Source organism: Streptomyces sp. NPDC014764 (assembly GCF_043082785.1).
GTDB classification, from domain to species: domain Bacteria; phylum Actinomycetota; class Actinomycetes; order Streptomycetales; family Streptomycetaceae; genus Streptomyces; species Streptomyces althioticus.
This window is the reverse complement of the sequence record NZ_JBIBXY010000012.1, coordinates 133,754-160,153: the sequence shown is the minus strand read 5'-3', so window position 1 is coordinate 160,153 and position 26,400 is coordinate 133,754. Positions and strand designations below refer to the sequence as shown.

The window sequence follows — 26,400 nt, the reverse complement described above, 5'->3', positions numbered from 1 at the left end:
TCAGACCGCCCTCATCAGCAGGGTCGCGGCGGCGAGGACCGCCGCGCCGCCGAACATCGAGACCGCGTAGGACCGCGCGAAGCCGTTCTGCAGCCTGCGCATCCGCCCGGACAGACCGCCCACGGAGGCGGCCGTGCCGTTGACGACCCCGTCGACCAGGGTGTGGTCGACGTACACCAGCGAGCGCGTGAGGTGTTCGCCGCCGCGGACCAGGACCACGTGGTTGAAGTCGTCCTGGTACAGGTCGCGGCGGGCGGCCCGGGTGAGCAGCGAACCGCGCGGGGCGACGGCCGGCACCGGGCGCCGTCCGTACTGCGCCCAGGCGATGGCCACGCCGATGACCATCACGGCGACCGTGGACAGCGTCACGGTCAGCGCGCTGACCGGCGGGTGCCCGTGGGCGTGCCCGGTGACCGGCTCCAGCCAGTGGATGAAGCGGTCGCCGATGCTGAAGAACGCGCCGCCCGCGACCGATCCGACGGCCAGCACGATCATCGGGACCGTCATGACCTTCGGCGACTCGTGCGGGTGCGGCGGCTCGTACGCGCCGCGCGTCTCGGCGGCCGGCTCCACGTCCGGGGAGGCGGGGGACGGCGTGGGCGCGTTGCGCCACCGCTCCTCGCCGAAGAACGTCATCAGCATCACGCGCGTCATGTAGTACGCGGTGATGGCCGCGCCCAGCAGGGCGCAGGCGCCGAGGATCCAGCCCTCGGTGCCGCCCTTGGCGAACGCCGCCTCGATGATCTTGTCCTTGGAGAAGAATCCCGACAGGCCGGGGAAGCCGATGATCGCCAGGTAGCCGAGCCCGAACGTGACGAACGTGACCGGCATGTACTTCCTGAGGCCGCCGTAGCGGCGCATGTCGACCTCGTCGTTCATGCCGTGCATGACCGAACCGGCGCCGAGGAAGAGCCCGGCCTTGAAGAAGCCGTGCGTCACCAGGTGCATGATCGCGAAGACGTAGCCGATCGGGCCGAGGCCCGCGGCCAGCACCATGTAGCCGATCTGCGACATGGTCGAGCCGGCCAGCGCCTTCTTGATGTCGTCCTTGGCGCAACCGACGATCGCACCGAACAGCAGCGTGACCGCGCCGACGATCGTCACCACCAGCTGGGCGTCCGGCGCGCCGTTGAACACGGCCGCCGAACGGACGATCAGGTAGACGCCCGCGGTCACCATGGTCGCGGCGTGGATGAGGGCCGACACCGGGGTCGGACCCTCCATCGCGTCCCCGAGCCAGGACTGCAGCGGCACCTGGGCGGACTTGCCGCACGCGGCGAGCAGCAGCATCAGGGCGATGGCGGTCAGCTTGCCCTCGCCCGCCTCGCCGGCGAGACCGGCCTCCCCGTGGCCGCCGAGCACCGGCCCGAAGGCGAAGGTGCCGAACCACAGGAACATCAGCATGATCGCGATGGACAGGCCCATGTCACCGACGCGGTTGACCAGGAAGGCCTTCTTGGCGGCCGTGGCCGCGCTGGGCTTGTGCTGCCAGAAGCCGATCAGCAGGTAGGAGGCGAGACCGACGCCCTCCCAGCCGACGTACAGCAGCAGGTAGTTGTCGGCGAGGACCAGGATCAGCATCGCCGCGAGGAAGAGGTTCAGGTAGCCGAAGAAGCGGCGGCGCCGCTCGTCGTGCTCCATGTACCCGACGGAGTAGAGGTGGATCAGCGAGCCGACGCCCGTGATCAGCAGCACGAACGTCATCGACAGCTGGTCGAGCCGGAAGGCGACGTCCGCCTGGAAGCCCTCCACCGGGATCCAGCTGAACAGGTGCTGCACGACCGTGCGGTCCTCGGCGCCCTTGCCCAGCAGGTCGGTGAAGAGCACCAGGCCGAGCGCGAAGGACACGGCGGCCAGGGCCGTGCCGATCCAGTGGCCCACGGCGTCCAGCCGGCGGCCGCCGCACAGCAGGACCACCGCTCCGAGCAGAGGCGCCGCCACCAGCAGCGCAATCAGGTTCTCCACGATTCAGCAGCCCCTCACAGCTTCATCAGGCTGGCGTCGTCGACCGAGGCCGAGTGGCGGGAACGGAACAGGGACACGATGATCGCCAGCCCCACCACGACCTCCGCGGCGGCGACGACCATCGTGAAGAACGCGATGATCTGGCCGTCGAGGTTGCCGTGCATACGGGAGAAGGCGACGAACGCGAGGTTGCAGGCGTTGAGCATCAGCTCGACGCACATGAACACCACGATCGCGTTGCGCCGGATCAGCACACCGGTGGCGCCGATGGTGAACAGCAGCGCCGCCAGGTACAGGTAGTTGACGGGATTCACTTCGACGCCTCCTCGGCCCGCTTGAAGTTCGGCGGATCGATCGCCCGGCGCTCCAGGCGCTCCTCCGCGCGCTGCTCCAGCGCCCGCAGGTCGTTGAGCGCCTCCTGGGACACGTCACGGACCTGGCCGCGGTCCCGCAGCGTCTTGCTGACGGTGAGGTCCGACGGGGTGCCGTCCGGCAGCAGGCCCGCGATGTCGACCGCGTTGTGCCGGGCGTAGACGCCGGGCGCGGGCAGCGGCGGCAGGTACGTGCCCTCGCGGACTCGCTGCTCGGCCATCTCCCGCTGCGTCCGGGCCCGTTCGGTGCGCTCCCGGTGGGTGAGCACCATCGCGCCGACAGCCGCCGTGATGAGCAGCACCCCGGTGATCTCGAAGGCGAACACGTACCGGGTGAACATCAGGGAGGCGAGGCCCTGGACGTTCCCCCCGGCGTTGGCCTCGCCCACGCCGCTGAACTCGCTCAGTGCTGCGTTGCCGATGCCGCCGACCAGCAGGACGCCGAAGCCGAGGCCGCACAGCAGGGCCATCCAGCGCTGGCCCTTGATGGTCTCCTTCAGGGAGTCCGCGGCCGTGACGCCGACGAGCATCACCACGAACAGGAACAGCATCATGATCGCGCCGGTGTAGACGACGATCTGCACGACGCCCAGGAAGTAGGCGCCGTTGGCCAGGTAGAACACGGCCAGGATGATCATGGTCCCGGCGAGGCAGAGCGCGCTGTGCACGGCCCGCCGCATGAAGACGGTGCACAGGGCGCCGATCACGGCGACGGTACCGAGGATCCAGAACTGCACGGCCTCGCCGGTGGAGGTCGAGTAGGCGGCGAGCTGCTCGGTCATCGCCCGATCACCTTCTCCGAGGCGGGCTCCTCCGGACCGAACGTGGACTCGGCCTCCTGGACCACTTCGCCCTTGGAGGTGTCGGCCTGACGCTCCGTGCCGGGCGCCGCCTCGGTCACCAGACCGCGGTAGTAGTCCTGTTCGTCCGTGCCCGGGTACATGGCGTGCGGCGCCTCGACCATGCCCTCCTCCAGGCCGGCGAGCAGCTGCTCCTTGGTGTAGATGAGGTTCGCCCGGCTGGAGTCGGCCAGTTCGAACTCGTTGGTCATCGTCAGCGCGCGCGTCGGGCACGCCTCGATGCACAGCCCGCACAGGATGCAGCGGGCGTAGTTGATCTGGTAGACGCGGCCGTACCGCTCGCCGGGCGAGTAGCGCTCCTCCTCGGTGTTGTCCGCGCCCTCGACGTAGATCGCGTCGGCGGGACAGGCCCAGGCGCACAGCTCGCAGCCGACGCACTTCTCCAGGCCGTCCGGATGGCGGTTGAGCTGGTGCCGTCCGTGGAAGCGCGGGGCCGTGGTCTTCTGCTGCTCCGGGTACTGCTCGGTGAGCCGCTTCTTGAACATGGCCTTGAAGGTCACGCCGAAGCCGGCCACCGGGTTCAGGAAACCGGGCTTGGTGTCCTTCGGTTCCTCAGCCATCGGACGCCTCCTTTCCATCCGTAGAACCGCCCTGGGATTCGTCACTGTGAGTATCCGGTCCGCCACTGACAACGAGCTCCCGCTCGTGACGCGGGCGGCGCCGCGGCACCGGGGGCAGCTCCTGTCCGGGCAGCGGCGGCACGGGGAACCCGCCCGCCATCGGGTCGAACGGAGGCTGGTCCGCGGGCTGTCCGCCCTCCTCGCCCCGGCCGCGGAACATGTCGGCGACGAAGGAGAGGAGCAGGAGGACGAGGACGCCACCGGCGATGTAGAGCGCGATGTCGGCGAACTCGTAGTTCTCGTTCCGCAGTGCCCGGACCGTGGCGACCGCCATCAGCCACACCAGGGAGACCGGGATGAGGACCTTCCAGCCGAGCTTCATCAGCTGGTCGTAGCGGACACGCGGGAGCGTGCCGCGCAGCCAGACGAAGCAGAACAACAGGCTGAGCAGCTTCCCGGTGAACCAGAGCATCGGCCACCAGCCGTGGTTCGCGCCCTCCCAGAAGGTGCTGATCGGCCACGGGGCGCGCCAGCCGCCCAGGAAGAGGGTCACCGCGACCGCGGAGACGGTCACCATGTTGACGTACTCGGCGAGCATGAACATCGCGAACTTGATCGACGAGTACTCGGTGTTGAAGCCGCCTACCAGGTCGCCCTCGGACTCCGGCATGTCGAACGGGGCCCGGTTGACCTCACCGACCATCGTCACGATGTAGATGAGGAACGACACCGGCAGCAGCAGCACGTACCAGCGGTCGGCCTGCGCCTCGACGATCGTCGACGTGGACATCGACCCCGAGTAGAGGAAGACGGAGGCGAACGCGGCGCCCATCGCGATCTCGTACGAGATCATCTGGGCGCAGGAGCGCAGGCCGCCGAGGAGCGGGTAGGTGGAGCCGGAGCTCCAGCCCGCCAGGACGATGCCGTAGATGCCGACCGAGGCGACCGCGAGGATGTAGAGCATCGCGATCGGCAGGTCGGTGAGCTGCATCGTGGTGCGCTGGCCGAAGATCGAGATCTCGTTGCCGGCCGGGCCGAAGGGGATCACGGCGAACGCCATGAACGCCGGGATGGCCGCGACGATCGGCGCGAGGACGTAGACGACCTTGTCCGCGCGCTTGACGACGACGTCTTCCTTCAGCATCAGCTTCACGCCGTCGGCGAGCGACTGGAGCATGCCCCAGGGGCCGTGCCGGTTGGGTCCGACGCGCAGCTGCATCCAGGCGACGACCTTGCGCTCCATCACGATGGACAGGAGCACGGTCACCATCAGGAAGGCGAAGCAGAAGACCGCCTTGATCGCGATCAGCCACCACGGGTCGCGGCCGAACATCGAGAGGTCTTCAGCGGCGAGGTACGGGCTCATGCCTCCACCTCCTGGGGAGCCTCGCCGGCGAGGGTCGCCGGGCCGATGCGGACGAGGGAGCCGGGGAGCGCCCCGGTGCCGGAGGCCACCCCGCCGTCCGTGGAGTTCAGCGGGAGCCAGACCACCCGGTCGGGCATCTCGGTGACGGACAGCGGCAGTCCGAGCGTCCCGGCCGGACCGGTCACCGCGAGCGTGTCGCCGTCCTTGACGCCGACCTCGGCGGCCGTGGCGGCCGACAGCCGGGCGAGGGCGGCGTGCCGGGTGCCGGCCAGCGCCTCGTCGCCCTGCTGGAGCAGGCCCAGGTCGAGCAGGAGCCGGTGTCCCGCGAGGACCGCCTCGCCGGCGGCCGGCCGGGGCAGGGCGCCCGCGGTCTCCACCGGGTCGGCGGCGCGCGGGCCGTCCCAGGGGCCGAGCCGGTCGATCTCCGAGCGGATCGTGCGCAGGTCCGGCAGACCCAGGTGCACGTCCATGGCGTCGGCGAGCATCTGCAGCACGCGCGCGTCGGACGGCGGGAGCCGCCGGGTCATGTGGTCCGGCTTGAGGGCCGCCTCGAACAGCCGCACCCTGCCCTCCCAGTTGAGGAAGGTGCCGGCCTTCTCGGCGACCGCGGCGACCGGCAGCACCACGTCGGCGAGCTGGGTGACCTCACCGGGCCGCAGCTCCAGGGAGACCACGAACCCGGCCTCGGCGAGCGCCGCGCGGGCGCGGGCCGGGTCGGGCAGGTCGGCGACCTCCACGCCCGCCACCAGCAGCGCCTGAAGCTCGCCGCGGGCGGCCGCCTCGACGATCTGCGCGGTGTCCCGGCCGTAGCGGTGCGGGAGTTCGGCGACGCCCCAGAGGGCGGCCACCTCCTCCCGGGCTCGCGGGTCGGTCGCCGGGCGGCCGCCCGGCAGCAGCGAAGGCAGCGCGCCCGCCTCGATCGCGCCCCGCTCCCCGGCCCGGCGCGGGATCCACACCAGCCGGGATCCGGTCGCGGCGGCGAACCGCACGGCCGCGGTGAGCCCGCCCCGTACGGCGGCCAGCCGCTCACCGACGACGATCACCGCGCCCTCACCGTGCAGCGCCTCGGCGGCCACGGCCCCGTCGCCCTCCAGGCCGACGCCGCCGGCCAGCGCGTCCAGCCACTCGGTCTCGGTGCCGGGCGCCGCGGGCAGCAGCGTGCCCCCCGCCTTGGTCAGTCCGCGGGTGGCGTGCGTGGCCAGCGCGAAGGTGCGCTGGCCGTGCGCCCGCCAGGCCTTGCGCAGCCGCAGGAAGACGCCGGGCGCCTCCTCCTCCGACTCGAAGCCGACCAGCAGCACCGCCGGGGCCTTCTCCAGCGCCCGGTAGGTGACGCCCGTGCCGTCCAGGTCGACGCCGTGTCCCGCGACGCGCGCGGCGAGGAAGTCGGACTCCTCCGTGCTGTGCACGCGCGCGCGGAAGTCGATGTCGTTGGTCGCGAGCGCGACACGCGCGAACTTGCTGTACGCGTAGGCGTCCTCGACGGTGAGCCGGCCGCCGGTGAGCACTCCGGTGCGGCCCCGGGAGGCGAGCAGGCCCTGCGCCGCGATCTGCAGCGCGTCCGGCCAGGACGCCGGCTCCAGCTCACCCTCCGCGTTGCGCACCAGCGGGGTGTCGAGCCGGTCCCGCTGCTGGGCGTACCGGAACGCGAAGCGGCCCTTGTCGCAGATCCACTCCTCGTTGACCTCCGGGTCGTCGGCGGCCAGCTTGCGCATGACCTTGCCGCGGCGGTGGTCGGTGCGGGTGGCGCAGCCGCCCGAGCAGTGCTCGCACACCGACGGCGAGGAGATCAGGTCGAAGGGACGGGAGCGGAACCGGTAGGCGGCCGAGGTGAGAGCGCCGACCGGGCAGATCTGGATCGTGTTGCCGGAGAAGTACGACTCGAACGGGTCGCCCTCGCCGGTGCCGACCTGCTGGAGCGCGCCGCGCTCGATCAGCTCGATCATCGGGTCGCCGGCGATCTGGTTGGAGAAGCGGGTGCAGCGGGCGCACAGCACGCACCGCTCACGGTCCAGCAGCACCTGCGTGGAGATCGCGACGGGCTTCTCGTAGGTGCGCTTCTTGCCTTCGAAGCGGGACTCGGCGTTGCCGTGCGACATCGCCTGGTTCTGCAGCGGGCACTCGCCGCCCTTGTCGCAGACCGGGCAGTCCAGCGGGTGGTTGATGAGCAGCAGCTCCATCACGCCCTTCTGGGCCTTCTCCGCGACCGGCGAGGAGAGCTGCGTCTTCACCACCATTCCGTCGGTGCAGGTGATGGTGCAGGACGCCATGGGCTTGCGCTGGCCCTCGACCTCGACGATGCACTGGCGGCAGGCGCCTGCCGGTGCGAGCAGCGGATGGTCGCAGAACCGGGGGATCTCGATGCCGAGCTGCTCGGCGGCCCGGATGACCAGGGTGCCCTTGGGCACGCTGATCTCGGCGCCGTCGATCGTCAGCGTCACGAGGTCCTCGGGCGGGACCGCCGCCTCTCCCCCTCCGGAGGGAGCGTTGGTGGTCACAGTCATGCGTGCACCTCCGTACGGTCGGCCCAGACCGTCGACGCGGCCGGGTCGAAGGGGCAGCGTCGGTCCGTGATGTGCTGCTCGTACTCCTCGCGGAAGTACTTGAGCGACGAGAAGATCGGCGAGGCGGCGCCGTCGCCGAGGGCACAGAAGGACTTGCCGTTGATGTTGTCCGCGATGTCGTTCAGCTTGTCGAGGTCGGACATCCGGCCCTTGCCGGCCTCGATGTCGCGCAGCAGCTGGACGAGCCAGTACGTGCCCTCGCGGCAGGGGGTGCACTTGCCGCAGGACTCGTGGGCGTAGAACTCGGTCCAGCGGGTGACGGCGCGGACCACGCAGGTGGTCTCGTCGAAGCACTGCAGCGCCTTGGTGCCGAGCATGGAGCCCGCGGCGCCGACCCCCTCGTAGTCGAGCGGGACGTCGAGGTGCTCGTCGGTGAACATCGGCGTCGAGGAGCCGCCCGGCGTCCAGAACTTCAGCCGGTGGCCGGGCCGCATCCCGCCGCTCATCTCGAGCAGCTGGCGCAGGGTGATGCCGAGGGGCGCCTCGTACTGGCCGGGGCTCGCGACGTGGCCGCTGAGCGAGTAGAGCGTGAAGCCCGGGGACTTCTCGCTTCCCATCGAGCGGAACCACTCCTTGCCCCGGCTCATGATGGCGGGAACCGAGGCGATGGACTCGACGTTGTTCACCACCGTGGGGCAGGCGTAGAGGCCCGCGACGGCGGGGAAGGGAGGACGCAGCCTGGGCTGGCCGCGGCGCCCCTCGAGGGAGTCCAGCAGCGCGGTCTCCTCACCGCAGATGTACGCGCCCGCGCCCGCGTGCACGGTGAGTTCGAGGTCGAGTCCGCTGCCGAGGATGTTCTCGCCGAGGAAACCGGCCTCCTTGGCCTCGCGCACGGCCTCGTGCAGCCTGCGCAGGACGGGGACGACCTCGCCGCGCAGGTAGATGAACGCGTGCGACGACCTGATGGCGTAGCAGGCGATGACGATGCCCTCGATGAGGCTGTGCGGGTTGGCGAAGAGCAGCGGGATGTCCTTGCAGGTCCCGGGCTCCGACTCGTCGGCGTTGACGACGAGGTAGTGCGGCTTGCCGTCGCCCTGCGGGATGAACTGCCACTTCATGCCCGTCGGGAAGCCGGCGCCGCCGCGTCCGCGCAGTCCGGAGTCCTTGACGTACGCGATGACGTCGTCGGGCGACATCGCGAGCGCCTTGCGCAGGCCCTCGTAGCCGTCGTGGCGGCGGTAGACGTCGAGCGTCCAGGACTTGTCCTCGTCCCAGAAGGCCGACAGCACCGGTGAGAGCAGCTTCTCCGGGCTGGTGTCCTTCAGTTCGGGTGCCAAGGTCATCACTCCCCCTCCTCGGCGACGGGTCCGGACGGGTTGGACGGATCGGACGCTGCCGTGTCCTGCGGCGCGTCGTGCGAGCTGAGGTGCTCGGCGGGCGACGGCTCGTGCGGCGGGGCGTCCTGCGGCGCCTCGCCGCGTGGGTGCACCACGCGCGCGGGGGCGGCCTCGCCCTTGGCCAGCTTCAGTCCGATCAGGGAGGCGGGCCCCGCGCTGCCGGTGGCCTCGACGGCGCCCTCGCGCTCGTCGGGGAAGCCGGCCAGGATGCGGGCGGTCTCCTTGAACGTGCACAGCGGCGCGCCGCGGGTGGGCTCGACCGGGCGCCCCTCGCGCAGGTCGTCGACCATGCGCTTGGCGCTCTCGGGGGTCTGGTTGTCGAAGAACTCCCAGTTGACCATCACCACGGGCGCGAAGTCGCAGGCCGCGTTGCACTCGATGTGCTCCAGGGTGACCTTGCCGTCGGCGGTGGTCCCGCCGTTGCCGACGCCCAGGTGCTCCTGGAGCTCCTCGAAGATCGCGTCGCCGCCCATGACCGCACACAGGGTGTTGGTGCACACCCCGACCTGGTAGTCGCCGCTCGGGCGGCGCCGGTACATGGTGTAGAAGGTGGCGACCGCGGTCACCTCGGCCGTGGTCAGGCCGAGCATGTCCGCGCAGAACTGCATGCCGGTGCGCGTGACGTGGCCCTCCTCGGACTGCACCAGGTGCAGCATCGGCAGGAGGGCGGACCGGGAGTCCGGGTAGCGCGCGACGATCGCCCGCGCGTCGGTCTCCAGCCTCGCCCGGACGTCGTCCGGGTAGGCCGGCGCGGGCAGTTCCGGCATGCCCAGGCTGACGCCCCGCTCGGAAGAAGAGGTGGTCACCGGTCGACGCCTCCCATCACGGGGTCGATGGACGCGACGGCGACGATGACGTCGGCGACCTGGCCGCCCTCGCACATCGCCGCCATGGCCTGAAGGTTGGTGAAGGACGGGTCGCGGAAGTGGACCCGGTAGGGACGGGTGCCGCCGTCGGAGACGACGTGCACCCCGAGCTCGCCCTTGGGCGACTCGACGGCCGCGTAGGCCTGGCCCGGCGGGACGCGGAAGCCCTCGGTGACCAGCTTGAAGTGGTGGATCAGGGCCTCCATGGAGGTGCCCATGATCTGCTTGATGTGGTCGAGGGAGTTGCCCAGTCCGTCGGATCCCAGGGCGAGCTGGGCGGGCCAGGCGATCTTCTTGTCCTCGACCATGACCGGTCCGGGCTGGAGGCGGTCCAGGCACTGCTCGACGATCCGCAGCGACTGACGCATCTCCTCCAGCCGGATCAGGAACCGGCCGTAGGAGTCGCAGGTGTCGGCGGTCGGGACGTCGAAGTCGTACGTCTCGTAGCCGCAGTACGGCTGGGCCTTGCGCAGGTCGTGCGGGAGGCCGGTGGAGCGCAGGATCGGTCCGGTGGCGCCGAGGGCCATGCAGCCGGCCAGGTCCAGGTGGCCGACGTCCTGCATACGGGCCTTGAAGATGGGGTTCCCGGTGGCGAGCTTGTCGTACTCGGGGAGGTTCTTCCGCATCTTCTTGACGAACTCGCGGATCTGGTCGACCGCGCCGGGCGGCAGGTCCTGGGCGAGTCCGCCGGGGCGGATGTACGCGTGGTTCATCCGCAGGCCGGTGATGAGCTCGTAGATGTCGAGGATCATCTCGCGGTCGCGGAACCCGTAGATCATGATCGTGGTGGCGCCGAGCTCCATGCCGCCGGTGGCGATGCACACCAGGTGGGAGGAGAGCCGGTTCAGCTCCATCAGGAGCACCCGGATGATCGACGCGCGGTCCGGCACCTCGTCCTCGATGCCGAGCAGCTTCTCGACCCCGAGGCAGTACGCCGTCTCGTTGAAGAACGACGTCAGGTAGTCCATGCGCGTCACGAACGTGGTGCCCTGCGTCCACGTCCGGTACTCGAGGTTCTTCTCGATGCCGGTGTGGAGGTAGCCGATGCCGCAGCGGGCCTCGGTGACGGTCTCGCCGTCGATCTCGAGGATCAGCCGGAGCACTCCGTGGGTGGACGGGTGCTGCGGCCCCATGTTGACGACGATGCGCTCGTCGTCGGTCCGGGCCGCGGTCTCGACGACCTCGTCCCAGTCGCCGCCGGTGACGGTGTAGACGGTGCCCTCGGTGGTCTCGCGAGGGGTTGCGTGCGTGCTCACGAGTACGACCTCCGCTGGTCCGGAGCCGGGATCTGGGCGCCCTTGTACTCGACGGGGATGCCGCCGAGGGGATAGTCCTTGCGCTGCGGATGGCCCTGCCAGTCGTCCGGCATCATGATCCGCGTCAGGGCCGGGTGACCGTCGAAGACGATGCCGAAGAAGTCGTACGTCTCGCGCTCGTGCCAGTCGTTCGTCGGATAGACGGAGAACAGCGACGGGATGTGCGGGTCGCCGTCCGGCGCGCTGACCTCCAGGCGGATCACCCGGTTGTGGGTGATCGAGCGCAGGTGGTAGACGGCGTGCAGCTCGCGCCCCTTGTCGTTCGGGTAGTGCACGCCGCTGACGCCGGTGCACAGTTCGAACCGCAGCGCGGGGTCGTCGCGCAGGGTCTTCGCCACCCGTACGAGGTGCTCGCGCTCGATGTGGAAGGTGATCTCGTCGCGGTCGACGACCGTCTTCTCGATGGCGTTCTCCGGGAGCAGGTCCTGCTCCTCCAGCGCGCCCTCCAGTTCGTCGGCGACCTCGTCGAACCAGCCCCCGTACGGGCGGGCCGCCGGTCCCGGGAGCCGGACCGAGCGGACCAGGCCGCCGTAACCGGAGGTGTCGCCGCCGTTGTTGGCGCCGAACATGCCGCGCTGGACGCGGATCTCCTCGCCGCCCTGTCCGCGCTGCCCGGGGAGGTTCTCGGCGGAGAGCTCCTTCTCGGGGTTCACGCCGTCACCAGGGGTGTTGTTCGCGTCGCTCATCGCAGCAGCCCCTTCATCTCGATCGTGGGCAGGGCCTTGAGCGCCGCCTCCTCCGCCTCGCGGGCCGCCTCCTCGGCGTTCACGCCGAGCTTGGAGCTCTGGATCTTCTGGTGGAGCTTGAGGATCGCGTCCAGCAGCATCTCGGGGCGGGGCGGACAGCCGGGGAGATAGATGTCGACCGGGACGACGTGGTCGACGCCCTGGACGATCGCGTAGTTGTTGAACATGCCGCCCGAGGAGGCGCAGACCCCCATGGAGATCACCCACTTGGGGTTCGGCATCTGGTCGTAGACCTGCCGGAGCACCGGCGCCATCTTCTGGCTGACCCGCCCGGCGACGATCATGAGGTCCGCCTGCCGCGGCGAACCGCGGAAGACCTCCATGCCGAAGCGCGCCAAGTCGTAGCGGCCCGCGCCGGTGGTCATCATCTCGATGGCACAGCAGGCGAGGCCGAACGTGGCGGGGAAGACGGACGACTTGCGCACCCAGCCCGCGGCCTGCTCGACGGTGGTCAGCAGGAATCCGCTCGGCAGCTTTTCTTCGAGTCCCATGACTTTGGCCCCTCAGTCCCATTCCAGGCCGCCGCGCCGCCATACGTACGCGTACGCGACGAAGACGGTGAGCACGAAGAGCAGCATCTCCACGAGCCCGAAAATCCCCAGGGCGTCGAAGGTGACGGCCCAGGGGTAGAGGAAGACGATCTCGATATCGAAGATGATGAAGAGCATCGCCGTCAGGTAGTACTTGATGGGGAAGCGCCCGCCGCCGGCCGGCGTGGGGGTCGGCTCGATGCCGCACTCGTAGGCCTCGAGCTTCGCCCGGTTGTACCGCTTCGGACCGATCAGCGTGGCCATGACCACGGAGAAGATCGCAAAGCCTGCCCCGAGGGCTCCCAGTACGAGGATGGGCGCATACGCGTTCACCGCTCCTCGCTCCTCTCAGTCGGCACTGACTGCTGGCGGTTGTGCAGCGGGCCCGTCCGCCTCACCAGCCCCACGAACCACGCCCGCCCCGGCGAAGATCGAGAACATGTGAAGCAGGTCACAAGCCCAACCGCTCCGCATCTTATGCCTGTGGGTCTGTGATCTGCGACACGGGGTATTGCACAAGCTTTGTGATCTCCACCACCTGACGAACGATCATGAAGTCGGATGAGCGGTGATCTTCACACGCCAAGCATCCACGTGATCACCAAAGGTGACATCCTGACCGGTTGTTGCAGCTCAGAGGGGTCCCGGAGAGGACGTCTCCATATCAAGACGATTCCTCTGCATGCAAATTGGCGTTGGGCAGGTTGTCTTGATAGAGGCTGCGTTCACACGTCAGAGGGGCCCCGAGGCGCGATGTGGACGTGTGCACGCGTTCACGAAGTCCGAGGTGACCGACGGACGCCCTGGAGGCCCCGGTCGTTCCGTGACGTCCGTCACACTTCTGAGGACCCCTCAGGAACGGGGCTTGGCCAACCACCTCAACCGGTGGTAAGCGGGGAGCAATTCGGGCGTAACGATGAAAGCGCGTGATCACGGCCCGGTTACGGCCGCCCGCAATGTCCGTTGTGGCGTCAATGGAGGGGGTCGTGCGGGGAATTTGGGGCCCCGATTGAACAACTGTGGCGCAGCACACGTTTCTTGAAGATATGAAGCAGCCCCTGGTACCGGTTGTTCCCATGTCCCACACCGCTCACATACGCAGCCACCGGAAGCCCCGCCGCACCGCGACCTCGACGATCGCCGTGCGGGCCGGAGTTGCCGGTGGCGTCCTCAGCACCCTGGCAGTGGCCGGGGCGTCCAGCGCGGCCAACGCGGCCGAGCCGGTGACGCAGACCCTCGAACTGCCCACCCTGACGGCCGACCTGGCCGCCCAGGTCGCCCAGTCCGCGGACGCCACCCAGCAGGCGGCCGCGAACTACCAGCTGCGGGCCGAGCGTGACGCGGCGGCCGCCGAGGCCGCGAAGCAGGCCAAGGCGGACCTGGCGGAGGCCAAGAAGAAGGCCGAGGCGAGGAAGAAGGCGGCCGAGGAGGCCCGCCAGGCGGCGGCCGAGCGCGCGGCGCGTGACGCCGAACGCCCCTCGCTCACCACGACCGCGACCGCGAGCGTCTCCGCGCCGTCCAGCGGCAGCGTCGCGACCGTGCTCGCCTTCCTCCAGGCGCAGGTGGGCGACGCCTACGTCATGGGCGCCACCGGCCCCAACGCCTGGGACTGCTCCAGCCTGGTGCAGGCCGCGTTCAAGCAGGTCGGTGTGGACCTGCCGCGCGTCTCCCAGGACCAGTCGATGGTGGGCACCGACATCCCGCTGTCGCAGATCCAGGCCGGCGACATCCTGTACTGGGGTGGCAAGGGCTCCGCGTACCACGTGGGCGTCTACATCGGGAACGGCCAGTACCTGGACGCCGCCAACCCCTCGAAGGGCGTCGTCATCCAGGACCTCTCCGGCTACCCGGCATCGGGCGCCGTCCGCGTGCTCTGATCCACGCCTTCACGGACCGAAGGGCCGCTGCCTCACCGAGGCGGCGGCCCTCCGTGCTCCTCGGCCCACCCGACGAGGCAAGATCACCGTATTGCCCGAATTGCACCCCCGAGTCCGTGCGTTGGCGGCGTGCCCGGAGCTGTCGCGCCGTCCGCCGCGCCCCGTGGCAGGCCCTCACGGGGCCCCGGAACCACGAAGGGGGCCGGAGGTCCGCCGAGGCGGACTCCGGCCCCCACAGGGGCGTCACAGCGACGCGCGCGTCAGACGGCTGCCTCTCCGTCACGGCCGGCACGACGGCGCTGGTACGCCACGACGACCGCGCCGAGCCCCAGTGCGAGCACCGCTGCGCCGCCGAGCAGACCCACGCCCTGGGTGCCGGTGAGCGCCAAGCCACCGTCGGCGTCGTCGCCCGGACCGCCGCCGGACGCGGAGCCGGTGCTCTCGTCGTCCGCGTCGCCGCCGGATCCGTCGCCGTCACCGGTGCCGGGGGCCGACGGGTCGTCCGAGGGGCCGCCGTCGGAGCCGCCCGTGCCGTCGTCGCCCTGCTCTCCGGGGGCGTTCAGCACGATCCACGCGACGTCGTTCGACGGGTCGGAGTCGAAGGGGTTGTCCCAGTCGGGCAGGGCGACCCGGCCCTTGGCGCCCTCCACGACCCGGTCGACGCGCAGCTCGAACGGGAAGGTGAGACGGGCGTCCTCGAGCATCGGGGTGGGGGCGAAGCAGAGGTAGCCGGGGTCGCTCCCGTTGACGCCGGCGGGCGTGCACCGCTCCGGCGTCCTGGTGAACGTCGCCCCCGCGGGCGGGGCCACCGTGAAGGTGAACGGTTCCCCGCCGGACCGCAGGCCGCCGATCCAGGCCGGCCCGTTGTTCCGGAAGCCGATCTCCACCTCGACCTTCGCCCCGGCCGCTCCGGACGCGGAGGCGCCGGTCAGCTCCAGGTCGTAGGTGTTGGTCCTCGGCAGGTCCAGCTCGGCGTACCTGGTGTACTGCGCGGGGTCGGCGTCCGCCACGCGCTCAAGGGTCAGGTCGGGGCCGCTGCCCTGCCGGCGGCCCCCGCCCCGGTGCAGCGTCTTCTCCTCGCCCGCCGCCAGGGGCAGGAACGAGTACGAGAAGATGTCGTTCAGCGCGAAGTCCGCGGTCTGCACCCGCACCTGCCGGGACAGCGTGTACGCCGCTCCCGCGTCGAGGGTGTCGGGGAAGGTGCAGAGCACCTCGGTGCGCTGCCGCAGCAGGTCGCCGGTGTTGATCTCGGACGACGAGCAGTTGCCGTAGGCGTCGGGGAAGGACAGCCCGCGCGAGCCGAGCAGCCGCAGGACCGTGCCCTCGGCCGGCAGCCCGCCGACGTTCATCACGCCCAGCGGCAGCTCGAAGTCGTCGCCGGCCTTCAGGCCGTCGGGGGCGGAGAGTTCGCGGTTCAGCAGTTCCGGTCCGCCTACGCGCACGTCGACGGTGAGCGGCGTGAAGTCCAGGCCCTCGCCCTCGCCGGTGACCACGATCTTCCCGGTGTCGCCGGCCTCGCTGTCGTCGGAGAGGTCCAGCCGGATGCCGCCGACGCGGTTGAAGGTCGTGCCCGCGTACAGGTCGTAGCCGGTGCACACCGCGACCAGGCCGTCGGCCTCACAGGGCAGGTCCGCCTTCGCGACGCCCTTCAGCCCGCGGGCGTCGATGCGGATCGTGTACTCCCCGCGGTGCACCGACGGGACCTCGCCGTCGCCCTCGAACTCCTCGCCCGGGACGTCGATCCGCAGGTCGACCTGCGGCTCCGTGGGGTCGCCGTTGTCCGAGTGGAGGGACAGGTCCACCCGGTCCTCACCCGTGATCACCACCGGGAGGGGTGCCTCGGCCGCGTGGGCCGCGCCCTGCACCCCGGCCGCGGCCAGCGCCGTGGCGCCCACCGCCCCCAGCGCCGCGAGCCGCGCGCGCAGCCGTCTCGCCTGCTGTGTCATGAAAAGGCTCTTTCGTCGAACGGGACGTGCCCGGCTGGGTCACGTCCCGTTCGACACCGCCCGGAGTCGATCAGTTGTTCACGGAGGCGTCACGCGACGATCACGATCCGGCACCGCGTCCGGAGATGCCGGACATGCCCGCCGGCTCCGGTCGCGCGCCGGTGGTTCACGCCTTCGGGGCCACCTTGCTCAGGCCGTTGATGATGCGGTCCATCGCGTCGCCGCCCGTGGGGTCGGTCAGGTTGGCGAGCAGCTTCAGCGTGAACTTCATCAGCATCGGGTGCGTCAGGCCGCGCTGGGCGGCGATCTGCATGATCTTCGGGTTGCCGATGAGCTTCACGAAGGCGCGGCCGAGCGTGTAGTAGCCGCCGTAGGTGTCCTTCAGGACGCGCGGGTAGCGCTGGAGGGCGATCTCCCGCTGGGCCGGGGTGGACCGCGCGTGCGCCTGCACGATGACCTCGGCGGCGATCTGCCCGGACTCCATCGCGTAGGCGATGCCCTCGCCGTTGAACGGGTTCACCAGGCCGCCCGCGTCGCCGACGAGCAGCAGGCCCCGCGTGTAGTGCGGCTGGCGGTTGAAGGCCATGGGGAGCGCGGCGCCGCGGATCGGGCCGGTCATGTTCTCCGGGGTGTAGCCCCACTCCTCCGGCATGGACGCGCACCAGGCCTTGAGCACCTCGCGCCAGTCCAGTTCCTTGAAGGAGTCGGAGGTGTTGAGCACACCGAGGCCGACGTTGGAGGTGCCGTCGCCCATGCCGAAGATCCAGCCGTAGCCGGGCAGCAGCCGGTCCTGCGGGCCGCGCCGGTCCCAGAGCTCCAGCCAGGACTCCAGGTAGTCGTCGTCGTGGCGGGGCGAGGTGAAGTACGTGCGCACGGCGACGCCCATCGGGCGGTCCTCGCGCCGGTGCAGGCCCATCGCCAGGGACAGCCGGGTGGAGTTGCCGTCGGCGGCCACCACCAGCGGTGCGTGGAAGGTGACCTCCCTCTTGTCCTCGCCGAGCTTGGCCTTCACGCCCGTGATGCGGCCGGTGCGGTCGTCGACGATCGGCGCCCCCACGTTGCACCGCTCGTACAGCCGGGCGCCCGCCTTCTGCGCCTGCCGGGCGAGCTGCTCGTCGAAGTCGTCGCGCTTGCGCACGAGCCCGTAGTCGGGGAAGGAGGCGAGATCCGGCCAGTCGAGCTGGAGGCGGACGCCGCCGCCGATGATGCGCAGACCCTTGTTGCGCAGCCAGCCGGCTTCCTCGGAGATGTCGATGCCCATCGCCACGAGCTGTTTGGTGGCGCGCGGGGTCAGGCCGTCGCCGCACACCTTCTCGCGCGGGAACTCGGTCTTCTCCAGCAGGAGGACGTCGAGGCCGGACCGGGCCAGGTGGTAGGCGGTGGTGGAGCCGGCTGGCCCCGCGCCCACGACGATCACATCTGCGGTGTTGTCGGAGAGGGGCTCGGTCACGGCGGGATCTCCCCAGAGTTCGAAATCTTCGTGCCGACCGGCACTGGACACAGGCAGTCTATTCAGCGGACGTGATCACCCGGCTGAAGGGCTGCCCCGTGAACCGAGCACTCCCCGCCGTACGGCTGCGGGTCCCCACCGACGAGGACGCCGTCACCTGGCACCGCGTCTTCGCCCACCCCGACGTCATGGAGTTCCACGGCGGCCGGCCGGCGGAGCTGTCGGTCTACGAGGAACTCACCGCCCGCCAGCGGCGGCACGACGCCGAGCTGGGCTTCTGTCTGTGGAGCATCCTCGACGAGAACCGGCAGGTCGTCGGCTTCACCGGCGCCCAGCCCTGGGAGCGCGAGTGGGGTCCCACGGGCGAGATCGAGATCGGCTGGCGGCTCGCCCGCGAGCACTGGGGCAAGGGGTATGTGACGGCCGCCGCCCAGGAGACGCTGGACCGGGTGCGTGCGGCGGGCCCGACGAGCGTGGTGGCGGTGGTGAAGGCGCGCAACGCCCGCTCGATCGCGGTGACCCGGCGACTGGGCATGCGTCTCGCCGAGACGTTCACGACGCCTGTGTCGAAGGTCGAGGCCCACGTCTACCGCCTCGACCTCTGACGAACCCCGTCCGCGACTACTCTGCGTAGCTTTTTGTCACGAACCATCACGGAGTGCTTCCGCCGCACACTCCCCCGGCCTACCCTTCCGGTACCGCTGGGGGGTGACGTCCATGCGTATGACACCCGAGGGATACGGGACCGGCGACGTGCGCGTGCCGCGCCTGGTCGGGCTGATGGCCGTCGACGCGCGTGAGTCGGCCCGCGCGCGGGGCCTGGCCGTCGACGCGCCCGGCAGGCCGGACTTCCCGCACACCGTCGTGGACTACGTGGTCCGCCAGTACCCGCAGCCCGGCACGCCCGTACCTCACCACTCCGTCGTGCACGTGTGGCTGGACTTCGGCGAGGGCGAGGGCGGCGGAGGGGTGCGCGAACCACGCGGTCCGCTGCCGCCGCCGGGCGGGCTGCGGCGGGAACTGGAGGAACCGGACGCGGTGGCGCCGCTGGTGGTGCTCGGCTCCCCCTGAGGCTCAGGTGGCGGAGTGTCCGGTTCCCCGTGAGCCGTGCCGCCGCTCAGCTCTCCTTGAAGCCCCGGTGCAGTGCCACCACGCCGCCGGTGAGGTTGCGCCAGGCCACCTTGGACCAGCCGGCGCCCTTCAGCCGCTCGGCCAGCGCGGGCTGGTCGGGCCAGGCCCGGATGGACTCGGCGAGGTAGACGTACGCGTCCGGGTTCGACGACACCGCGCGGGCGGCCGGCGGCAGCGCGCGCATCAGGTACTCGGTGTAGACCGTGCGGAACGGCGTCCACGTCGGGTGCGAGAACTCGCAGATGACGATGCGCCCGCCGGGCCGGGTCACCCGGTGCATCTCGCGCAGCGCCGCGTCGAAGTCCTGCACGTTGCGCAGGCCGAAGGAGATGGTGACGGCGTCGAACACGTCGTCCTTGAACGGCAGCCGGGTCGCGTCCCCCGCCGTGTACGGCAGCCAGGCGTTGGCCCGCTTGCCGACCCGGAGCATGCCCTGGGAGAAGTCGCAGGGCACGACGTAGGCGCCGGCGCGGGCGAAGGGCAGGGAGGAGGTGCCGGTGCCGGCCGCCAGGTCCAGGACCTTCTGCGCGGGACGGGCGTCGACCGCCTTCGCGACCTCCTTGCGCCAGCGCCGGTCCTGTCCGAGGGACAGCACATCGTTCGTCAGGTCGTACCGTTCCGCGACGTCGTCGAACATCGAGGCGACTTCGTGCGGCTGCTTGTCCAGGGATGCGCGGGTCACGGGGTCATTCTTGCAGCCCGCCCGTCCGGCGGGGGCATCGGCTCGTCCCGGGCCGTACGGTCCCCTCCGGCCGGCGACCGGTGCTGCCTACCCTGTGAGTTCCGTCCGGAATCACACGAACCCGGCTGTCCGCCGAAGATCCCGGAAATCCGGGTGCAGGTCCTGGTGAAGCACGCAGAATCCTCTGTCATGATCGCCCCCCTCCTACGTCGCCCCGGGAGCGGAACGAATACGGTGCGCGGTCCGCTGTCCTCCGCCGCCGGGTTCGCCCTCCTCGCCGCCCTGGCCCTGGCCTGCGTGGGCTGCTCCGCCCGGGACGACGCGGCGGACGCGCCCCCGGGATCCTCCGCGCCGGTCCCGTACGCGCCCTACGTCAACGCCTCCGCCGCCTCCGGCACCGACGAGGCGGGCTCCCCCACGGCGTACAACCTGGCGTTCGTCATCGCCGCGGACGGCGGCTGCACCCCGGCCTGGGACGGCGTCCAGGACGTCGACGACCCGCAGGTGACGTCCCGGATCGAGGCGCTCACCCGCGGCGGCGCCGACGTGCGGGTCTCCTTCGGCGGCGCCCACGGCGACGAACTGGCGGCCGTCTGCGACACCGCCGAGGAACTGGCCGAGGCGTACGGCGCGGCTCTGGACGCGGCCGGCGCGACCCGCGCCGACTTCGACGTCGAGGGCGACGAACTCACGGACCCCGTCTCCGTGGACCGGCGTGCGGAGGCGATCGCCCTGCTCCAGGAGGAACGCGACGGCCTGGAGGTGACGTTCACCCTTCCGGTCATGCCGTCCGGGCTCGACGAGGAGAGCCTGGCGCTGCTGGAGTCGGCGAACGACCACGGCGTCGAGGTCGCCACCGTCAACCTCATGACGATGAACTACGCCGAGTCCTACGACGGCGACATGGGCGACTACGCGCTCACCGCCGCCCGGTCGGCGCACGCTCAACTCCGGGACGTGTTCGGGCTGTCCGAGGCCGCCGCCTGGCGGGGCATGGCGCTCACCCCGATGCTCGGCGTCAACGACGTGGAGAACGAGACGTTCACGCTCGAGGACGCGGCACAGGTGCGGGCCTTCGCCGAGGACCAGGGCGTCGCGTGGGTGTCGGGCTGGTCGGCGTTCCGGGACCGCCCCTGCGACGGGGACACCGCGGACGACCCGCTGACCGACTGCAGCGGGGTGGAGCAGGAGGCCGGCGAGTTCGGGGACACGCTGGCGGGGTGACCGCCAGTCGTGAGGTCAGCGGCGCCGGTGGACCAGACGGCCGCCGACCACGGTGGCCACGCAGGTGGACGCGCCCTGCCGGACCAGCGCGTCGCGGTCCTCCACGTCGAACACCGCGAACCGGGCAGGCCCCCCGGCGGTGAGCGCAGGCAGCAGCACCAGCGGCACCGGGGAGAGCGACGGGGTTCCGGGGAGCGTGGCCGGGCGGGCCCCGACGGCGAGCCCCGCCCTGCGCACCGCGTCGAGGGCCTCACGGCCGCGGATCTCCCCGGCGACCGCGACCGTCCCGTGGGCCAGCAGGCGCTGCACCCCGCGGCGTGCGCTGGCGCCCCGCGCGGTGGGCGCGGAGGCGAGGAGGGCGCGCGCCCGCAGCCCGAACAGCGGTTCGGTGCCGAGCCGGTCGGCCTCGCGCGGGTCGGGGTGGTAGGCCTGCTCCAGCAGTTCCGGGCCGTAGGGGTTGAGCAGGCCGGGCGTCATGATGCCGGGCCACCGCCGCAGCCGGGCGTCCGGGTGGGCGGCGGCCAGCTCCTCGTGCGGGCCGACGGCCGCGATGAGCGTGCCGTCGACCAGGACGGCCGTCCCGGGCGAGGCGTCGGCGACGTGAAGGGTCAGCACCGGCGCGTCAGTTGGCGGGGAGGAGCTTCAGCTCCGGGTGGGCCGTGCCGCCCTCGATGGCGGTGGAGGAGATGTGCGAGACCACCCGCTCGTCGACCGGGTCGTTCGCCGGGTCGTCGTGCACGACGAGGTGCTCGTACGTCGTGGAGCGCTGTGCCGGGACCCGGCCCGCCTTGCGGATCAGGTCGATGATCTCCAGCCGGTTGGAGCGGTGCTTGGCGCCGGCCGAGGAGACCACGTTCTCCTCGAGCATGATCGAGCCGAGGTCGTCCGCGCCGTAGTGCAGGGAGAGCTGGCCGACCTCCTTGCCGGTGGTCAGCCACGAACCCTGGATGTGCGCCACGTTGTCCAGGAAGATCCGCGCGATGGCGATCATCCGCAGGTACTCGAAGAGCGTCGCCTGCGTGCGGCCCTTCAGGTGGTTGTTCTCCGGCTGGTACGTGTACGGGATGAACGCGCGGAAGCCGCCCGTGCGGTCCTGCACGTCGCGGATCATCCGCAGGTGCTCGATCCGCTCGGCGTTGGTCTCGCCGGTGCCCATCAGCATGGTGGAGGTGGACTCCACACCCAGGTTGTGGGCGATCTCCATGATCTCCAGCCAGCGCTCGCCGGACTCCTTCAGCGGGGCGATCGCCTTGCGCGGACGCTCCGGGAGCAGTTCGGCGCCGGCGCCGGCGAAGGAGTCGAGACCGGCCGCGTGGATCCGCGTGATCGCCTCCTCGACGCTCACCTTCGAGATCCGCGCCATGTGCTCGACCTCGCTAGCCCCCAGGCTGTGGATGACGAGCTGCGGGAACTCCTTCTTGATGGCCGCGAAGTGCTTCTCGTAGTACTCGACGCCGTAGTCCGGGTGGTGGCCGCCCTGGAACATGATCTGCGTGCCGCCCAGCTCCACGGTCTCCGCGCACCGGCGCAGGATGTCGTCGAGGTCGCGGGTCCAGCCCTTGGCGGTGTCCTTGGGGGCCGCGTAGAACGCGCAGAACCTGCACGCCGTGACACACACGTTCGTGTAGTTGATGTTCCGCTCGATGATGTACGTGGCGATGTGCTCGGTGCCCGCGTACCGGCGGCGACGGACGGCGTCGGCGGCGGCGCCCAGGGCGTGCAGCGGGGCGTCGCGGTAGAGGACCAGGGCCTCTTCGGGGGTGATCCGCCCACCGGCGGCGGCACGGTCGAGGACGGGCTGAAGGTCGGCCTTCTCGGTCACCGGTGTCCCTTTCGCAGGGGTGTGGACGGACGGAATCAGCGTACGTCAGCCGGTTGCGCCCGTTGACGTCAGGCCGTGTACGCGCCGATCAGCAGCCCGGCGAAGGCCCCGCTGATCAGGAACGGGCCGAACGGGATGGACGTCTTGCGGCCAGCCTTGCGGGCGACCACGAGCGCACCGCCGTACAGCGCCCCGCACAGGAACCCGGCGAGGGTGCCGAGCAGCACGGTGGGCCAGCCGTACCAGCCGAGGACCGCGCCCGCGCCGAGCGCCAGCTTCACGTCCCCGAAGCCCATGCCGGAGGGGTTGATCAGGAACAGCACGAAGTAGGCGGCGCCGAGTGCGAGCGCACCCAGCAGGGCCCCCGTCCACTCCCCCGCGTGCTCGGGCACCAGCGCGGTCAGGCCCAGCAGCGCCAGGGCGGTGGCCGCGAACGGCAGGGTGAGCGGGTCGGGCAGCCGCTGCACCCGGAAGTCCACGGTCGCGAGCAGCACGCCGGCGGGCGCCAGCAGCAGCCACACCGCCAGCTCGGGTCGGGTCCCGGTCGCGGCGGCGAGGGCCGCGCACACCAGCGCGGTCACCGTCATCGGAACAGCGCCGCCCGATCCGTACGGGGTCCCCCCGCACGCCCGGCAGCGGGCCGGGCCGAGCCAGCCGGCGAGCGGGTGCCCGTGCGGGCACACCGTGCGCCACTCCTCCCCGGCCGGGACGGCGAACCGGTGGGCGGCGCGGGGCAGCAGCGCACCGGCCGCCGCGCCCCACAGCGCGGCGACGGCGACCAGCGCGTACTCCAGGCCGTCGGTCATCCCGTCCGGCCGCTCAGCCGGCCGCCGCGACGGCGTCGCGCCACGCCGGCAGCAGTTCGTCGAGCAGCGCCTCGGTGCGCGGCGGCAGCCCGCGCGCCCCGCTGCGGGTCACCAGGTCGGACGCGAGGGCGGTGAGCCGCTCCGGGTCGTCCAGGGCGTGGGTGGCGCGCAGCAGTTCGTTCCACAGCCGCTCGTCGGACGGGGCGGTGCGCAGCGCGGCGTTCAGCGCCTCGATGGCCTTCTCCGCGCGGTTCTTCTCCATGTGGAACTCGGCGAGCGCCAGCCCGGTGTCCGCGACGAGCAGCGGGAGCTGCGCGTCGACGATCTCGTGGGTGAGCCAGCGGTAGCGGCCCTCGGGCCGGTCGGCCAGCAGCGGACCGCGCACCAGCACCAGGGCGTCGGTGAGCAGCCGCCCGCGCACCGCCCGGCTGTCGACGCCCTTGCCCTGCGTCGCCTCGTGGTACAGCGAGCGCAGCACGTCCAGGTCGGACACCACGGACTTGGCGAGGGTGAGCCGGCCGGCGTCGTCGGTGCGCAGCCGCGGGGTTCCGTCGGGGTCGGTGCCCAGCCAGTCCCGCAGCCGGTCCAGGAGCGCCTCGCGCACGTCGTCGGTGACGCCGCGCGGCCACAGCGCGGAGGACAGCACCCGCGGGTGCACGCCCTCGCGGTGCAGGAGCAGCAGCGCCAGCGCCTCGTGCAGCAGCGCGCTCCGCTCGCCGTCCGGCGTGTCCAGGCCGATGATCTCGTACGGCCCGACCAGCCGCGCGTACACCGCGGGCCGGCCCTGCTCGCTGATGTCGACGAGGAACGGCGGGGTGGTGCCGGGCCCGTCGGGGCTGTGCTCCGGGTCGGCCCCGGTGAACAGCCCGACCACCGCGCGCTGTTGGGCGGCGGGCAGCAGCTGCGCGTCGAGCTCCAGGCCGAGCAGCGGGGCGAGCAGCTTGCCCTCGCCGGTGATCTCCATCTCCCAGGCGGCGCCCGGCAGGTCACCGCTGCCGGTGCCGACGAGGTAGCCGATGCCGAGGCGGCTCGCGTCGGCGGCGAGTTCGGCGAGGGTCATCGCGTCCTCGGGGGACGGCTCGGCGGCCAGCAGCACCAGATGCGGGGCCCAGCGGGTGTGCTGGGCGGGGCCGGTGCGGCCGGTGAGCACGGAGTCGTGCCCTGCGGCGCCCAGCGCGCCGCGCCGCTGCCGGGTCTCCGCCTCCATCGTCTCGATCAGCGCCTCGATGCCGTCGAGGTGGCGCAGCCGGCTGGGCGCGAGGGCGGTGAGGTCGTCGCCGAACCCGACGAGGGTGATCGTCATGCGGTCCGACCAGCCGTTGGTGGCCAGTTCGGCGGCGACGGACGCGAACACCGCCGCGCGGTCCTCCTCACGGCCGCTCAGCGAAACGATGCCGGGGACCGACTCCAGGTTGAGCAGCAGCCGGGAGTCGTCCATGGTGCCGAGGCTGACCAGGCCGGGGTACGGCGCGGCCGTGTCGACGTCCTCGTACCTGTCGGCGTCGGCGCGGGCCAGCATCCAGAACGTCTGGTCCTGCCCGAGCTGCCACGGGGACGGCGGCTTGCCGGACGGCTGGGCGAGCTGGAGGTGCAGGTCGCCGTTGCTCATCCAGGCCGCGTAGACGGTGGGCAGCGGACGGGACTCGGCGGCCAGCGACGCGGCGAGCCCGCGCAGCGACCGGTCCAGCATCCGTACGCCCTCGGGGTCGGCGCCGACCAGCAGCGCGTCCTGCACGTCGAGGGCGTCGCCGGTCGGCGTGGGCGGCTCCATGCCGCGCCGGCCGCCGATGCCGGCGAACGCCGACTGCCACAGCGCCTGGCGACGCCGGTGGCCGAGCGCCCCGAGCAGACCGGCGGCGAGCAGGGGCGCGGTCAGCAGGGCCTCCGGCAGCCCGAAGGACGACGAGTCCTGGGCGGGCGTGGCGACCTGGTCCGGAGCGGGGCGCCGGAGGTCGGCGTGGCCGGTGTCGGGGGCGGGGCGCTGCTGGGGCAGGTCCACGTGGGCGGTGCCGCCGCCGCTTCCCTCGCTGCCGCTGCCCTGTGCCTGGTCGCCGCCTTGGTCCTGGCCGCCGTCACCGGTCTTCGCGTAGTCGCTGACCTGCCGGCTCACCTCGGGCGACACCTCGGGGGCGTCGTCCGGCATCTCGACGAGGTCCCCGCCACGCGCGTCGCCGGGCATCTCCATGATCCAGCCGGGCCGGATCAGACTGGCTTCGGACAGCCGCGAACCGTCCGGCTGCGCACGGTCCTTGTTGAGCTCGAAGATCTCCTTGTAGCGGCGGCCGTCGCCGAGGTGGCGCTCGGCGATCTCCCACAGGGAGTCGTGGTGACGCCCCTCCGGCGGCTGGATCCGGTAGAACTTCGTGTCGCCCTGCTTCTTGGCGGCGGCGGGCGTCGTCTCGGTGTGCGAGGCCTGGTCGGCGACCGCGGCCGCGGTGTCGGCCGCCTGCTCCTGCTGCTGGGCGAAGAGCCCCGGCGTCTGCTGGGCGGCGGCCACGGTGGGCCGCTGGGTGCCGTCGAAGGTCTGGCCGAGCTGTGCGAGCGACGGTGTGAAGCTGGCGGCGGTCGCGCCGACGAGCAGCAGCGCGGCGACGAGCTGCCGGGCGAGCAGCTGGCTGGGCCCGGCGCCGGGCACCCGCCCCGGCACGCCGACACCCGACAGCGCTGCCTTCATCTCCACCAGTACGCAGGCGGTGAACTGCGCCCAGGCGAGCCAGACGACGAACGTGAGGATGGAGAGGAACGTCGAGACGGAGATGTCCTGCTTGAGCCACTCCATCGGCTCGAACGTCTCCGGGAACGGCCAGCCCGCCGTCATCGCCAGCGCCGCCGGCACCCCGACGAGCAGCACGGCCAGCGCCACGAAAGCGAGGAACGCCTTCACGAAGTCCCCGAACGTCCGCTGCCGCACCCGCACCGGCTGCGGCGTGCGGTTCCTCGGAGCCGTCGAGCTGGACGGGCTGGGGCTGCGGCGTCGCGGCATG

At 71.5% G+C, this 26,400-nt stretch carries 23 protein-coding genes; 4 read left to right on the top strand and 19 right to left on the bottom strand.

The window, feature by feature from the left end:
- Genes nuoL through ACF1AG_RS25335 form a run of 12 tightly spaced genes read right to left on the bottom strand, consistent with a single transcriptional unit; the run spans position 1 to position 12,811 of the window.
- Positions 1-1,965, bottom strand: a complete 1,965-nt coding sequence (gene nuoL, locus ACF1AG_RS25390) for an NADH-quinone oxidoreductase subunit L (RefSeq protein ID WP_359599211.1) — start codon at positions 1,963-1,965, stop codon at positions 1-3.
- A gap of 14 nt (positions 1,966-1,979) precedes the next feature.
- The gene (nuoK, locus tag ACF1AG_RS25385) at positions 1,980-2,279 is read right to left on the bottom strand and encodes an NADH-quinone oxidoreductase subunit NuoK (protein ID WP_004927567.1); all 300 of its coding nucleotides are present in this window, start codon (positions 2,277-2,279) and stop codon (positions 1,980-1,982) included.
- Positions 2,276-3,118, bottom strand: coding sequence for an NADH-quinone oxidoreductase subunit J (locus tag ACF1AG_RS25380; RefSeq protein WP_359599213.1), 843 nt, complete (start codon positions 3,116-3,118; stop codon positions 2,276-2,278). The genes nuoK and ACF1AG_RS25380 overlap by 4 nt, the downstream gene beginning before the upstream one ends.
- Positions 3,115-3,756 (bottom strand): NADH-quinone oxidoreductase subunit NuoI, encoded by a 642-nt coding sequence (nuoI, locus tag ACF1AG_RS25375; protein ID WP_359599214.1) that lies wholly within the window; start codon positions 3,754-3,756, stop codon positions 3,115-3,117. Before nuoI ends, ACF1AG_RS25380 begins: the two co-directional genes overlap by 4 nt.
- Positions 3,749-5,122 (bottom strand): NADH-quinone oxidoreductase subunit NuoH, encoded by a 1,374-nt coding sequence (gene nuoH / locus ACF1AG_RS25370; protein ID WP_359599215.1) that lies wholly within the window; start codon positions 5,120-5,122, stop codon positions 3,749-3,751. The genes nuoI and nuoH overlap by 8 nt, the downstream gene beginning before the upstream one ends.
- Positions 5,119-7,623 (bottom strand): NADH-quinone oxidoreductase subunit G, encoded by a 2,505-nt coding sequence (locus tag ACF1AG_RS25365; RefSeq protein WP_359599216.1) that lies wholly within the window; start codon positions 7,621-7,623, stop codon positions 5,119-5,121. Before ACF1AG_RS25365 ends, nuoH begins: the two co-directional genes overlap by 4 nt.
- A complete protein-coding gene (gene nuoF / locus ACF1AG_RS25360; protein WP_387798082.1) occupies positions 7,620-8,966 on the bottom strand; it encodes an NADH-quinone oxidoreductase subunit NuoF in 1,347 nt (448 codons plus the stop codon). Before nuoF ends, ACF1AG_RS25365 begins: the two co-directional genes overlap by 4 nt.
- A complete protein-coding gene (gene nuoE / locus ACF1AG_RS25355; protein ID WP_359599218.1) occupies positions 8,966-9,826 on the bottom strand; it encodes an NADH-quinone oxidoreductase subunit NuoE in 861 nt (286 codons plus the stop codon). Before nuoE ends, nuoF begins: the two co-directional genes overlap by 1 nt.
- Positions 9,823-11,142, bottom strand: a complete 1,320-nt coding sequence (locus ACF1AG_RS25350; RefSeq protein WP_391810452.1) for an NADH-quinone oxidoreductase subunit D — start codon at positions 11,140-11,142, stop codon at positions 9,823-9,825. The genes nuoE and ACF1AG_RS25350 overlap by 4 nt, the downstream gene beginning before the upstream one ends.
- Entirely contained in the window at positions 11,139-11,888 is a 750-nt protein-coding gene (locus ACF1AG_RS25345; protein WP_359599221.1) for an NADH-quinone oxidoreductase subunit C, read from the bottom strand. The genes ACF1AG_RS25350 and ACF1AG_RS25345 overlap by 4 nt, the downstream gene beginning before the upstream one ends.
- Complete coding sequence (locus ACF1AG_RS25340; RefSeq protein ID WP_030565381.1) at positions 11,885-12,439, bottom strand: NADH-quinone oxidoreductase subunit B family protein; 555 nt, start codon at positions 12,437-12,439, stop codon at positions 11,885-11,887. The genes ACF1AG_RS25345 and ACF1AG_RS25340 overlap by 4 nt, the downstream gene beginning before the upstream one ends.
- 12 nt (positions 12,440-12,451) lie before the next feature.
- On the bottom strand, positions 12,452-12,811 hold the full coding sequence (locus ACF1AG_RS25335; RefSeq protein WP_003974383.1) for an NADH-quinone oxidoreductase subunit A: 360 nt from the start codon (positions 12,809-12,811) through the stop codon (positions 12,452-12,454).
- Between the two features lie 713 nt (positions 12,812-13,524).
- On the opposite strand from ACF1AG_RS25335, the gene ACF1AG_RS25330 reads away from it, so the two are divergent.
- Positions 13,525-14,355: a C40 family peptidase gene (locus ACF1AG_RS25330; RefSeq protein WP_359599223.1), complete on the top strand. Its 831-nt coding sequence runs from the start codon at positions 13,525-13,527 to the stop codon at positions 14,353-14,355.
- A 260-nt stretch (positions 14,356-14,615) separates the two neighbouring features.
- Here the strand turns inward: ACF1AG_RS25330 and ACF1AG_RS25325 are convergent, their stop codons facing one another.
- Both ACF1AG_RS25325 and ACF1AG_RS25320 read right to left on the bottom strand, forming a co-directional pair.
- Positions 14,616-16,301, bottom strand: a complete 1,686-nt coding sequence (locus tag ACF1AG_RS25325; protein ID WP_391810451.1) for a hypothetical protein — start codon at positions 16,299-16,301, stop codon at positions 14,616-14,618.
- Between the two features lie 166 nt (positions 16,302-16,467).
- Positions 16,468-17,751, bottom strand: coding sequence for a geranylgeranyl reductase family protein (locus ACF1AG_RS25320; protein WP_359599226.1), 1,284 nt, complete (start codon positions 17,749-17,751; stop codon positions 16,468-16,470).
- A 98-nt stretch (positions 17,752-17,849) separates the two neighbouring features.
- Here ACF1AG_RS25320 and ACF1AG_RS25315 point away from each other — a divergent pair, with 98 nt between their 5' ends.
- Together ACF1AG_RS25315 and ACF1AG_RS25310 are read left to right on the top strand one after the other, a co-directional pair.
- The gene (locus tag ACF1AG_RS25315) at positions 17,850-18,356 is read left to right on the top strand and encodes a GNAT family N-acetyltransferase (RefSeq protein WP_359744329.1); all 507 of its coding nucleotides are present in this window, start codon (positions 17,850-17,852) and stop codon (positions 18,354-18,356) included.
- 112 nt (positions 18,357-18,468) lie between these two features.
- Entirely contained in the window at positions 18,469-18,822 is a 354-nt protein-coding gene (locus ACF1AG_RS25310; RefSeq protein WP_391810450.1) for a PASTA domain-containing protein, read from the top strand.
- A gap of 46 nt (positions 18,823-18,868) precedes the next feature.
- On the opposite strand, the gene ACF1AG_RS25305 is transcribed toward ACF1AG_RS25310, so the two are convergent.
- On the bottom strand, positions 18,869-19,564 hold the full coding sequence (locus tag ACF1AG_RS25305) for a demethylmenaquinone methyltransferase (protein ID WP_359599230.1): 696 nt from the start codon (positions 19,562-19,564) through the stop codon (positions 18,869-18,871).
- A 234-nt stretch (positions 19,565-19,798) separates the two neighbouring features.
- Here ACF1AG_RS25305 and ACF1AG_RS25300 point away from each other — a divergent pair, with 234 nt between their 5' ends.
- The gene (locus tag ACF1AG_RS25300; RefSeq protein WP_391810449.1) at positions 19,799-20,788 is read left to right on the top strand and encodes a chitinase; all 990 of its coding nucleotides are present in this window, start codon (positions 19,799-19,801) and stop codon (positions 20,786-20,788) included.
- Positions 20,789-20,803: 15 nt separating this feature from the next.
- Here ACF1AG_RS25300 and ACF1AG_RS25295 read toward each other — a convergent pair whose 3' ends face one another.
- The 4 genes from ACF1AG_RS25295 to ACF1AG_RS25280 all read right to left on the bottom strand — a co-directional run bounded on the left by ACF1AG_RS25295 (position 20,804) and on the right by ACF1AG_RS25280 (position 26,399).
- Complete coding sequence (locus ACF1AG_RS25295) at positions 20,804-21,403, bottom strand: hypothetical protein (RefSeq protein ID WP_359599233.1); 600 nt, start codon at positions 21,401-21,403, stop codon at positions 20,804-20,806.
- 7 nt (positions 21,404-21,410) lie between these two features.
- The gene (gene mqnC / locus ACF1AG_RS25290; RefSeq protein ID WP_359599234.1) at positions 21,411-22,610 is read right to left on the bottom strand and encodes a cyclic dehypoxanthinyl futalosine synthase; all 1,200 of its coding nucleotides are present in this window, start codon (positions 22,608-22,610) and stop codon (positions 21,411-21,413) included.
- A gap of 68 nt (positions 22,611-22,678) precedes the next feature.
- On the bottom strand, positions 22,679-23,416 hold the full coding sequence (locus ACF1AG_RS25285) for an A24 family peptidase (protein ID WP_359599236.1): 738 nt from the start codon (positions 23,414-23,416) through the stop codon (positions 22,679-22,681).
- A 13-nt stretch (positions 23,417-23,429) separates the two neighbouring features.
- Positions 23,430-26,399 (bottom strand): BTAD domain-containing putative transcriptional regulator, encoded by a 2,970-nt coding sequence (locus ACF1AG_RS25280; RefSeq protein ID WP_391810448.1) that lies wholly within the window; start codon positions 26,397-26,399, stop codon positions 23,430-23,432.
- Position 26,400 lies beyond the last annotated feature (1 nt).

Excerpts from the sequence above, each read along its gene's own strand:
- ACF1AG_RS25380 (WP_359599213.1), bottom strand. The coding sequence starts at position 3,118 with ATGACCGAGCAGCTCGCCGCCTACTCGACCTCCACCGGCGAGGCCGTG.
- nuoI (WP_359599214.1), bottom strand. The coding sequence starts at position 3,756 with ATGGCTGAGGAACCGAAGGACACCAAGCCCGGTTTCCTGAACCCGGTG.
- nuoH (WP_359599215.1), bottom strand. The coding sequence starts at position 5,122 with ATGAGCCCGTACCTCGCCGCTGAAGACCTCTCGATGTTCGGCCGCGAC.
- ACF1AG_RS25365 (WP_359599216.1), bottom strand. The coding sequence starts at position 7,623 with ATGACTGTGACCACCAACGCTCCCTCCGGAGGGGGAGAGGCGGCGGTC.
- nuoF (WP_387798082.1), bottom strand. The coding sequence starts at position 8,966 with ATGACCTTGGCACCCGAACTGAAGGACACCAGCCCGGAGAAGCTGCTC.
- ACF1AG_RS25345 (WP_359599221.1), bottom strand. The coding sequence starts at position 11,888 with ATGAGCGACGCGAACAACACCCCTGGTGACGGCGTGAACCCCGAGAAG.
- ACF1AG_RS25340 (WP_030565381.1), bottom strand. The coding sequence starts at position 12,439 with ATGGGACTCGAAGAAAAGCTGCCGAGCGGATTCCTGCTGACCACCGTC.
- ACF1AG_RS25330 (WP_359599223.1), top strand. The coding sequence starts at position 13,525 with ATGAAGCAGCCCCTGGTACCGGTTGTTCCCATGTCCCACACCGCTCAC.
- ACF1AG_RS25325 (WP_391810451.1), bottom strand. The coding sequence starts at position 16,301 with ATGACACAGCAGGCGAGACGGCTGCGCGCGCGGCTCGCGGCGCTGGGG.
- ACF1AG_RS25310 (WP_391810450.1), top strand. The coding sequence starts at position 18,469 with ATGCGTATGACACCCGAGGGATACGGGACCGGCGACGTGCGCGTGCCG.
- ACF1AG_RS25285 (WP_359599236.1), bottom strand. The coding sequence starts at position 23,416 with ATGACCGACGGCCTGGAGTACGCGCTGGTCGCCGTCGCCGCGCTGTGG.
- ACF1AG_RS25280 (WP_391810448.1), bottom strand. The coding sequence starts at position 26,399 with ATGCCGCGACGCCGCAGCCCCAGCCCGTCCAGCTCGACGGCTCCGAGG.